Source organism: Candidatus Frankia nodulisporulans, from assembly GCF_902806475.1.
GTDB classification, from domain to species: Bacteria; Actinomycetota; Actinomycetes; order Frankiales; family Frankiaceae; genus Frankia; species Frankia umida.
Map to the genome: position 1 here is coordinate 1 of NZ_CADCWS010000156.1, position 10,129 is coordinate 10,129.

The 10,129-nt window shown below is 72.0% G+C and carries 7 protein-coding genes and 1 pseudogene; 1 reads left to right on the forward strand and 7 read right to left on the reverse strand.

Annotated features, from left to right (window positions below):
* The 5 genes and pseudogenes from G6R24_RS14075 to G6R24_RS14095 form a co-directional block, all read right to left on the reverse strand.
* Nucleotides 1-518 (reverse strand): annotated as a pseudogene (locus tag G6R24_RS14075) (hypothetical protein); the annotation flags it as partial.
* Nucleotides 515-1,033, reverse strand: a complete 519-nt coding sequence (locus tag G6R24_RS21675) for a cupredoxin domain-containing protein (RefSeq protein WP_225438515.1) — start codon at nucleotides 1,031-1,033, stop codon at nucleotides 515-517. The pseudogene G6R24_RS14075 and the gene G6R24_RS21675, both read right to left, overlap by 4 nt.
* Nucleotides 1,034-1,154: 121 nt before the next feature.
* A complete protein-coding gene (locus G6R24_RS23385) occupies nucleotides 1,155-2,012 on the reverse strand; it encodes a Rieske (2Fe-2S) protein (RefSeq protein WP_163549706.1) in 858 nt (285 codons plus the stop codon).
* Nucleotides 2,009-2,722, reverse strand: a complete 714-nt coding sequence (locus G6R24_RS14090; protein ID WP_163549707.1) for an RNA polymerase sigma factor — start codon at nucleotides 2,720-2,722, stop codon at nucleotides 2,009-2,011. Before G6R24_RS14090 ends, G6R24_RS23385 begins: the two co-directional genes overlap by 4 nt.
* A gap of 257 nt (nucleotides 2,723-2,979) precedes the next feature.
* Entirely contained in the window at nucleotides 2,980-4,089 is a 1,110-nt protein-coding gene (locus G6R24_RS14095; protein WP_225438516.1) for a DUF2889 domain-containing protein, read from the reverse strand.
* 262 nt (nucleotides 4,090-4,351) lie between these two features.
* On the opposite strand from G6R24_RS14095, the gene G6R24_RS14100 reads away from it, so the two are divergent.
* Nucleotides 4,352-4,933, forward strand: coding sequence for a Rieske (2Fe-2S) protein (locus G6R24_RS14100; RefSeq protein WP_163549709.1), 582 nt, complete (start codon nucleotides 4,352-4,354; stop codon nucleotides 4,931-4,933).
* 61 nt (nucleotides 4,934-4,994) lie between these two features.
* On the opposite strand, the gene G6R24_RS14105 is transcribed toward G6R24_RS14100, so the two are convergent.
* Both G6R24_RS14105 and G6R24_RS14110 read right to left on the reverse strand, forming a co-directional pair.
* A complete protein-coding gene (locus G6R24_RS14105; RefSeq protein WP_163549710.1) occupies nucleotides 4,995-5,156 on the reverse strand; it encodes a hypothetical protein in 162 nt (53 codons plus the stop codon).
* A 61-nt stretch (nucleotides 5,157-5,217) separates the two neighbouring features.
* Complete coding sequence (locus G6R24_RS14110; protein WP_163549712.1) at nucleotides 5,218-9,630, reverse strand: bifunctional nitrate reductase/sulfite reductase flavoprotein subunit alpha; 4,413 nt, start codon at nucleotides 9,628-9,630, stop codon at nucleotides 5,218-5,220.
* Nucleotides 9,631-10,129 lie beyond the last annotated feature (499 nt).

Here is a 10,129-nt window from a genome sequence, read left to right on the forward strand (position 1 = left end):
CCGCGGGTACCGGAGCCGACGGTGGCCAGGTAGCCGCGGCCACCGTCGTCGACGGAGTCATGCGCACCGGTACCGTGTAGACGGCGCCGGTGCGCAGCGCGGACATCATCTGTTTCGCCTGGTCGAACTGCGCCGGGGTGGACAGGTGGCTGATGTCGCCGGTGTGCACGACGAAGTCGGGCCGGTAGGGGCAGTGTGTTGACCTGGTTGATCGCCCGCTGGAAGGACGTGGTGACGTCCGGGTTGGCGGTTCCGTGGAACCCCAGGTGGCTGTCGCTGACCTGCACGAACCGGATGTCCGTGGCCGGACTGGCGGCCGCGGCGGCGCCATCGGTGTGATCGTCGTCGATGACGTGGCGGGTCACCTCGCCCCCGGCCACCGTCAGCGCCACCGCGGCACCGAACCAGGCGGCATGCCGCGCGAGCCGCCGCCGGGACATTCCCCGCTGACCGCTGTCGCCGGTACCGCCGTCGCCGTCGCTTCCGGTGCCGTGGGTGCTACCGGTGTCGGCGCTCACGCGGTCACCTGTACCGAGCCGAGCATGAAGGGGTGGATCGAGCACAGGTAGGCGTAGGTGCCCACCTTCGTGAAGGTGTACCGGTAGCTGTCACCGGTGTCCAGCGTCGGTGAACGCAGCGGTCCGTTGGAGCTGACGACGGTGTGCGCGTCGGAATCCCGGTTCGTCCAGGTGACGGTGGTGCCGACCCGGACGGTCAGGTTCGCCGGGGAGAACGCGAAGTTCTTGATGTCGACGGTCGTCCCGGTCACGGGAGCCGGCGCCGCGGAACCGGTCCCGCCCGCGGGCATCTGCATTCCGGGCATCGGCGTACCCGACATCGACATTCCGGTCATGGGCGTCGCCGTGGCGGTGGCACCGCCGTCCGCCGCAGCGGTGGCGGCGGGTGGTGGGGTGGCAGCGGCCGTGTCGCTTCCGGAGGATCCGCAGGCGGCGAGAACAGTGAGTGCGACCGTCGCGAGAACGGCCCCGGAAAACGGCGCCCGCCGCCACCAGACGAGAGACTGATTGTTCACCACAGTACCGTTCCGGCCCGTATCTGGCCTTGGCTTCATGAGCCCGCTTCGGTGCCGGCTCCGCACCTGTCAATAGGCCGCCGGGTTACACGTCCAGACGTCGACATGAATGCGCCGAACGTCACACCGGACGGGGCGGCGCATACACCTGTACGACACCTGACACCTCGCGTACCTGAAATTCCGGTAGCGTACGCGGTGGAGTACGCAGCTGAGAATGCAGCACCTCACCACTGATGGCGAAACTCGTCCGGTGGCAGGGGCAGTTCAGACGGCTTTCCGCGGCGTCCAGCGCGAGCTGGCAACCCTGGTGGGTGCAGACACCGGAAACGGCGCGTACCTGCCCGGCACTGCGGCGCACGAAGCCACTGACCGTCCCCAGATCGAAGGCGCGCACGCCCCCCTCGGGCAGGTCCTGGGTGGTGGCGACCGTCGCCCAGACCGCGGTGGCCGGCATCAGCGTCGAGGTCTCGGCGCTGGGCCGCGGCTCGGCATCGGTTGGGGCGAACGTCCGCTGGACGACCGCGCCGACCGCGCCGCCGACAGTGGCCGCCGCGGCCGCGATCGACGCGCCACCGACGAACCGACGCCGTGTGCCCGTCTCGCCTCGCCGCGAGGCCAGCTCATCGTCACCGAGCTGGCCGGAATCCGGCCGCACGGCATCGGGCCGCACGGCATCAGACTGAACGGCGGCAAGGGTGCCGACGGGTGGCGGGCCGGCCGGCGGCGGGCCGATGGGTGACGGGACGGCGGGAGGCGGGGTGTCGGTGGCGTCCGCGGTGGCATCCAGGGTGGCGGCCAGGCGGCGGTGCAGATCAGCGAGGAAGTCGGGGCTGGGGGCGGCGGCGTCGGGGGCGGCGGCCCGCAGGGCGATGGCCGCGCGCAGCTCGGCGGCGTCCTGGCTGGTGGCGGCGAACGGGTGGGGACGGCGGCCGTGGAGCAGATCCTCGATGAAACGGTGCTTCGCGCGCCGCGTCATGGTCGTCCTCCCGGGGTGAGCTGGGCAGCCTTGCGTAGCGCCCGGTGCTGCAGGACCTTCGCGTTCGCGACGCTCACCCCAAGCTCCGCCGCGGCCTCCCGGATCGTTCGGGATTCCAGAAACCGTAGCCGCAGGATCTGCTGGTAGCGCGGTGACAGAGCCGCGAGGATCTGTTCGGCCGCGGCCACCGAACCGCCGACGAAGTCGGGTCCCGCCGGGGGAGTGACCGCTGGGCTCGCGGTCGTGTCCGATCGGTCGGCGGGCCGCGGCGCGCCGTGGGTGGCCTCGGCGGCCAGCGCGTCCAGATGCTCGGTGTCCAGGACGGTGACCGCGACCCCCAGGGTACGCCGCCAGTGCGCGGCCAGGGCCGTGCGGGCGACGGCGTTGAGATAGGCACGGACCTCACCGACGCTCGCCGACACCCGCAGCGGACGCAACGCGGTGGTGAAGACCTCGGCCGTCAGGTCCTCGGCGTCGGCCCTGTTGCCGACCTTGGCGAACATCAGCCGGTAGATGCGGTCGACGTTGTCGCGGTAGATGTCCTCCCACCCGGGATAGGAGGCGTCCGCCGCCGGCTCCACGTCCGGCGCGGGCTCGAGGCCCGGGATGGTCCCGTCCCGGGGCGTGGGACCGGTCGTCGGGCCGACGATGCGCAGCCGTGGTGGCGTCCGGACACCGTCGACGCGTCGGTCACGTACCGGTTGCGTCATGTCGGACGGCCTGCGTCCGAACCGACGTCCCGCGCCGCCCTGCACCTGGTGCCACCGTCCCGTGTGGTTCGTCGGGCCGACCACCCGGGCTGTCCCGGACGGCCGGCGTCGGCGGTCCCGCTCGATGTCTCGCGCACACCAGCCAATAGCACCCCGGGTTACACGCAGCGTTCTGTCGCGGACACGACACCTTCCGAATCCGGCCGCCACGCACGGCCCGCCGGCTCCGTGACCCGCCGGCTCCGTGGATCGGTGGCTCAGGAGGAGATCTGGCCCGCCGGTGGCAACAGGCTCGCCAGAGCCGGGAGGTCGGCCAGGTGGCGCAGGGTGTCGTTGAGGTGGGTGCAGGTCGGAGGGCCGACGAAGTCGCGGCGGACGGTGGCGCGGGCGTCGCCGGCGGGCTGGCCGACCAGCCAGGCGGCGCTGGGGACCGCCTCGGGGCACTCGAGCCACGGCAGCACCCGGGGCGTCGCGGCCAGGCGGGTGAACCGGGTGGAGTGTGCGTCCAGAGCCCCGTGTACCTCGTACTCGTGCACGATCGTCTGCGGTTCGTCCTCGGGCTGGTAACTGTCCCGGAACAGGACGTCCACCGTGAGCTCGGCGTCGGTGCCGGCCTCGGCGGGGGTCTCGGTGGGGGTCAGATCGATGCGGCGGTGGCGGCGTGAGCTGAACGGGGCCAGCGGGTCGAGGGCGCCGAGGTGCCAGGCCAGCGGGTCGTCGGGGGAGTCCAGCGAGGGTGCCGGCGGTCCGGTCGGGGCGGGTGGACGACCCGTGCGTGACACCTCGACCATGATGGTCGCGCCGTGGCGCCAGCCCGCGCACTGATCCGCGCCGCGCGCCAGCTCGGTGGCCGACGGTGCCCCCGGCGGCAGCCCCACCTCGGTGGGCGTGGGCGGACTCGCGGGACTGGCGGGTGCGGTCCCAGCTGCGAGGGCGGCCGTGCGGGCGACGTGGAGCAGGATGGTGCCGCTGACCAGGACGGCGATCGGGACGTCGTCGAGCAGCGCGGCGAGGATCGGCTGCGCCCCGGCGAGATCCGGCGCGAGCTCGCGCAGCCGGGTGCGGAAACCGCCGCTCAGCCGGGCGCCGACCAGCCCGGCGAGCGCGGGCACCGCCGGGGTGGTGCGCACGGCCGTGACGGTACGGCCGTGGAAACCGTCCACCTCGATCTCGAGGGAGCCCGCGGCGGCGACGGTGACCGTGCCGTCGGCGTGGGTCACCAGATCCCGACCTCGACCGTGCACGGCCAGTGTGCCACGCAGGCCGGCCGGATACCGCGTCTCGACGGTGAGGGTACGCCGCACCGAGCCGGGGCGCCGCGACGGTGTGCCGGCGCTCGGATCGTGGATGCCGTGCCGAGGATGCACCCCTTTGACGCTACCCGCGCCCCCGCGGCACACGCCAGGATCGTGCACGGACGGCGTGGGGACCGGCGGGATTCGTCCGGGGACTGTTACCGTGCGCTCTGCCTTGTGCTCGCGCTACGTCGCTGACCTATGACGCAGCTGTGAATTCTGTGATGACACTGTGGCTTGAAACTGCCGCGATCCGGGCTGAACCGGTCCACACCCGCCCCCGTGTCATTCGGTGAGCGACTCGACCCTGGCCGGCGACCCCGCAAGGAGCGACATGACCACTCTCGACGACCTCGCCCAGCACGCGCGCGACGACCGACGCGGCGACGCGGCCTTTGGCGCCGCCGCCTCCCGTGGTCCCGCGACGCGGCGCGGGGTGCTCTCCAGCGCGGCGATCGTCGCGACCGCCTCCGGCGCGGTGCTGGTCGCCGGCTGCGGCAGTTCGGGCAGTTCCGACGACACGGCGTCGTCGGGCTCGACCTCCTCGCCCTCCACCTCGGCGGCGGCGAGCACCGAACCATCCGCGAGCACCGAACCATCCGCGAGCGCGAGCGCATCCAGCGGCGGCACCGTGCTCGGCGCCACCAGCTCGGTCCCGGTGGGTGGCGGCATGATCTTCGCCGCGCAGAAGGTCGTGGTCACCCAGCCGACCGCCGGCAGCTACAAGGCGTTCAGCAGCACCTGCACGCACCGTGGCTGCCAGGTGAACGCGGTCGCGAACGGTGTCATCAAGTGTCCGTGCCACGGCAGCGACTTCAGTATCACCGACGGCTCGCCGCAGGCCGGTCCGGCCCAGACCGCGCTGCCCGCGGCGAACGTGTCCGTCGACGGCACGAACCTGGTCCTCGGTAGCTGACGCACCCGGCTGGCCTCAGGGCTGGCCCAGGCGGACGACCTGCCGTCGCGGCAGCCACACATCACGGTGGATGTCGCGGCGGTTCCCGGCCGCCCGCGGTGGAGTCTCCAAGATAATCAACGACGTTGACGACTCCCCGCGGCGGCCGGCCGATCAGGACCAGGGAACCACCCTCGCCACTGCCGCCCCCGGCCGCCACGAGCACCGCGGACGCGATGGTCACCTGGACCGTGACGTCCCCCTCGAGCCAGGGCGTGCCGTCCAAGCTGGGCCGTCCGGGATGGTCAGTAGACGTCGCGGACGTAGCGGCGTTGCGCGGCGAGCGTGCGCAGGTGGGCGGCAGCCTCCTCGGGGGTGAGGTCGCCGTGGGTCGTGGCTATCTCGCGTAACGCCGTGTCGACGTCGCGGGCCATCCGGGCCGCGTCCCCGCAGACGTAGAGATGGGCACCGTCGGCGAGCCACGACCACAGCTCGGCGCCGTGTTCGCGCAGCCGGTCCTGGACGTGGACGCGGGCCGGCTGGTCGCGGGAGAACGCCAGGTCCAGCCGGCTCAGCGTGCCGGCCTCGGCCAGAGCGGTCAGTTCCGGGGCGTAGTGGAAGTCGGTGGCGCGGTGGCGTTCACCGAAGAACAGCCAGGCCCGGCCACGGGCGCCGCGGGCCTGGCGCTCCTGGAGGAACCCGACGAACGGGGCGACGCCCGTTCCCGGTCCGATCATGACGATGGGCGTGGTGTCGTCGGCGGGTAGCCGGAAGTGCGGTGAGCGCCGTACGAACACGTCCACCGGCGGGTCACCTGGCTGGGCGTCGGCGAGAAACGTCGAACACACGCCCCCACGGACGCGTCCGTGGGGGTTGGTGAACCGGACCACCGAGACGGTCACGCTCACGGCGGACGGGTTGACCAGCGGCGACGAACTGATCGAATACAGCCGTGGCCGTAGTCGCGGCAGCATCGCCAGCCACTGTTCGGCCCGCGCGCGCACCGGGAACTGCGCCAGCACGTCGACCGCCTGCCGTCCCCAGGCCCAGGTGGCCAGGTCCGCGCGCCGTTCGGCCGCCAGCAGCTCGCGCAACCGCGCGACGTCCCCCGGTCCGTCCGCACCGCCGGTGGCACGGGCGGTGCGGACGGCGCGAGTGCTGTTGTTGCTCTTGTCGGCGAGGAAGCGGAGCAGCTCAGGGCGCACCAAGGTGAGGTCGACGTGATGACGTAACGCCAGATGCAGCGGCATCGACGTGGCCGCGGTCGGTCGGCCCTGGCCGCCCTCGAGGGTGACGGGGATGGACGGGTCGAGTCCGGTGAGAGCCAGCCATTCGGCGACCAGCTCGGGGCAGTTCACCGGCCACACCCCGAGCGCGTCGCCGACGGCGTAGTCCAGACCGCCGCCACCGACGTCGAAGGTGAACTGGCGTACCTCCTTCGTCGATCCGGGCCCGCTGAGCAGACGGTTGCCGACCAGCGGCGCCGGCAGCGGATCGGTGCGGCTCGGCGTCCGGTCCGCCTCCGAGGACGTCCGCGGCCGGGGCAGCGCGGTCGTCGCCGGACGTGTGTCGACTCGTGCGGGCTGTGCGGGCTGTGCGGGCTGTGCGGTGGTCAGTGCGGCCAGGACGTCGTCGAGCCAGCTGTCGAGGGCGTCGGCGTAGTCCGGTTCGCAGTCGACGCGGGGGACGAGCCGGTGGCCACCGAGGGCACCCAGGCGCCGGCCATGGCCGCAGAAATCGGCGTAGCTCGAATCGCCGAGGGCCGCGACGGCGAAGCGACGACCGTCGAACCGGGCGGCATCCTCGGCGCTGAGGTCGTCCCACAGGACGCCGCCGTTGTCGGGGGCATCGCCGTCGCCGAAGGTGCTGGTCACGACGAGCAGATCGCCGGGGTCACGCCTGATCTCGGTCGCGGAGACCGACATCTCCCGCAGCCGCGGTCGCCAACCGGCTCGCGTCAGTCGGTCGCTGATCGTCTCGGCCGCTTCCTGGGCGTTACCGGTCTGCGATGCCCACAGCACCTGCACCACCCGTGCCCCCGGATCCGACCCGGACCCGCTGTCGCCGGTGTCGCCGATGTCGCCGCTGACATTGGTGCCGGCTGTACCGGCTGCGGCTGTACCGGCTGTGGTGGCCGGGGCGGTGATGCTGACGGAGTCGTCCGTCGGTGGGTGGACGTCGGCTGGTGCCGAGGTTTCGGTGGTGGGGCGAGCGCCGGCGAGGAAACCGGCGAGCCACAGGGCGGTGGCCGGGTCGAGGGGTGCGTCCGCGGGGAGGGGTGGCAGGGGCGGGGCCACGGCCGCGGTGTGATCGGCGGTCAGGGTGGCCAGCGTGGTCGCGGCGGCGAGGAAACCGGACAGATAGTGGCGCTGCGGCTCGGTCAGCGGCGGGGGCGCCGGGTCGAGGCCGAACGTGGTGCCCAGGGCGCGCAGCAGCGCCAGGTTCCGGTCCGCGGGACGCCTCCCGTCGCTCTGGGGCCCGGCGGAGCCGTCCGGACGGCTCGCGGTGATCGGTGCATCGGAACTCGCGGCCCTGCCAGTGGGGGCGTCGAGGTGTTCCGCGCGACCGGGCGCGGGCGTGGTGGCGGTGCGCGGTTCCACGTCCACTCTGGTCAGGGAGACGGCGGCGAGCTTCAGCTCGGGTTGGAAGGAGATCGGGTCGACGGCGTCGTTGGTGACGGCGTTGACGGCGAGGTCGGCGCCGAACACGTCACCCCAGTGGAACGGTGCGAAGCAGTTACCGGGCAGCACCCGGTCGGTCACGACCGCGGGCAGCACGGCATGGCCGCGGCGCGACGCGATCCGCACCCGGTCGCCTTCGCCGATGCCGAGGTCGGCGGCGTCCGAGGGGTGCAGTTCGACGAACGGCCCGGGGTTGAGGCGGTTGAGCTTCGCCACCGTGCCGGTCCTGGTCATCGTGTGCCACTGGTGCGCGACGCGTCCGGTGTTGAGCAGGAACGGATGGTCGTCGTCGGGCAGTTCGGCGGCAGGCAGGTGCGGCCGGGGGTGGAAGACCGCGCGTCCACCCGGGGTGGGAAACACCAGCCGGGGGCGGGTGCCGTCGGGGCGCACCAGCAGCGGCTGGCTCACCCCGTCGTTGCGGTAGCGGATGGGGTTGCGCGGGGCCGCACCGGGCGCCGCCGGCCACTGGACGGGGCCCGCACGCAGCCGCTCGTAGGTGATGCCGCGCAGGTCATAGCCGGTCTGTGGATTGTGGAACCCGCGGATCTCGGCGAAGATCTCCGCGGCGCTGGCGTAGCTGAACGCCGCGCCGTAGCCCATCGCGGTGGCGACGGCGGCGATGAGTCGCCAGTCCGCCAAGGCCTCGCCGGGCGGGTCGACGACGCGGCGGGTCAGGGTCAGGTTCCGCTCCGAGTTGATCATCGCGCCGTCGGTCTCGGCCCACATCGCCGCGGGCAGGAGCACATCGGCGTGCGCGTTCGTCTCGGTCTCGGCGAACGCGTCCTGGCTGACGACGAACTCCGCGGCGGCCAGGCCCGCGAGCACCGTCGACCGGTTGCCGACGGAGGCGACCGGGTTCGTGCAGAGGATCCAACAGGCTCTGATCTCACCGTCGGCCATCTTCTGGAACATCTCGACGGTGCCACGTCCGACCTCGGTGCGTAGCCGTCCCGGTGGCAGACCCCACCGCTGCTCGACGAAGGCGCGGTCGGCCTCGGCCAGCACCGAGCGCTGGCCGGGCAGGCCCGGACCCATATAGCCCATCTCGCGGCCGCCCATGGCGTTGGGCTGACCGGTCAGGGAGAACGGACCCGCACCCTGCCGGCAGATCGCGCCGGTCGCCAGATGCAGGTTGACCAGGGCATTGGTGTTCCACGTGCCGTGGGTGCTCTGGTTGAGGCCCATCGTCCAACAGCTCATCCAGGTGCCGCGGGCCGCGCCGATCCAGTCGGCGGCCCGGCGCAGGTCGTCCTCGGCGAGGCCGGTCAGCTCCGCCACCGTCGCCGGCGGGTAGTCGGCGAGAAACGGCTCCATGGCCGCCCAGCCCTCGGTGTGCTCGGCGACGAACTCCTCGTCGACGTGGCCGCCAGCGGCCAGCAGGTGCAACAGACCGTTGAGCAGCGCGAGGTCGGTGCCCGGGCGCACCTGCAGGAACAGGTCGGCCTTGGCCGCGGTCGCGGTGCGCCGCGGGTCGACCACGATCAGTTTTGCTCCCGCGCGGACCCGCTCCATCATTCGCAGGAACAGGATCGGATGGCAGTCGGCCATGTTCGCGCCGATGACCAGGAACGTGTCGGCGTGGTCGAAATCGTCGTAGGAGCCGGGCGGGCCGTCCGCCCCGAGCGACAGCTTGTAGCCACTGCCGGCGCTGGCCATGCACAACCGCGAGTTCGACTCGATCTGGTTCGTTCCGATGAACCCCTTGGCCAGCTTGTTCGCCAGGTACTGTGCCTCGAGCGTCAACTGCCCCGAGACGTAGAGGGCGACGGCGTCCGGGCCGTGCTCGTCGATGATCGCGCGCAGGCGACGGCCGACGGTGTCGATCGCGGCCTGGACGGGGACGTCGTGGGCTTCGGCACCGCGAACGGGCCGGTCACGGGCGGTGCGCAGCCGCCGTGGAGTCGCGGCGGCGAGCATGTCGGCGCTGGTCGCGCCCTTGGTGCACAGCCGGCCGCTGTTGGCCGGATGCTCCTTGTCGCCGCTGACCCGGCGCAGCCGGGACCCCCCGTTCGGGCCAGGTTCGACCTCGAGGACCATGCCGCACCCGACCCCGCAGTACGAGCACACCGACCTGACCCGCTCGGCCGACACCACATCCCACCTCCACTCGCAGGGTTATCCGCCCGCACGTCATCCGCTGCCATGTCCTGCGCTCCGTACGTGGACCGTAGAACGAAGCCGTTTCACCATGGTGACACCAGACGAAACAACCAGATGACGTCATCCGCACGGTGTTCCAGGTCGGCCCGTGAAGGCGCACTGTTACCCGCTCACAGCGCCCGGAGCGGTGTCGAGAGAAGTGTTTTCCGTGGGTGTAATACCGGTCTGGAGAGCCGGAAACACGAGGTTCCTACCGTCGGCGGCGCGTCACCCCGTCCGGTGATCCCGTTCACCCGCTCCCGAGGAGCCCGTAAACCATGACATCAGCCCGCCACAGCCGGTGGATCGACGACTGGCGTCCGGAGGACCCCCAGTTCCAATGGCCGTAGGTTAAATGATCCCTTGGAGGTTTGAGGGATGGTTGGTCATCGGAAGT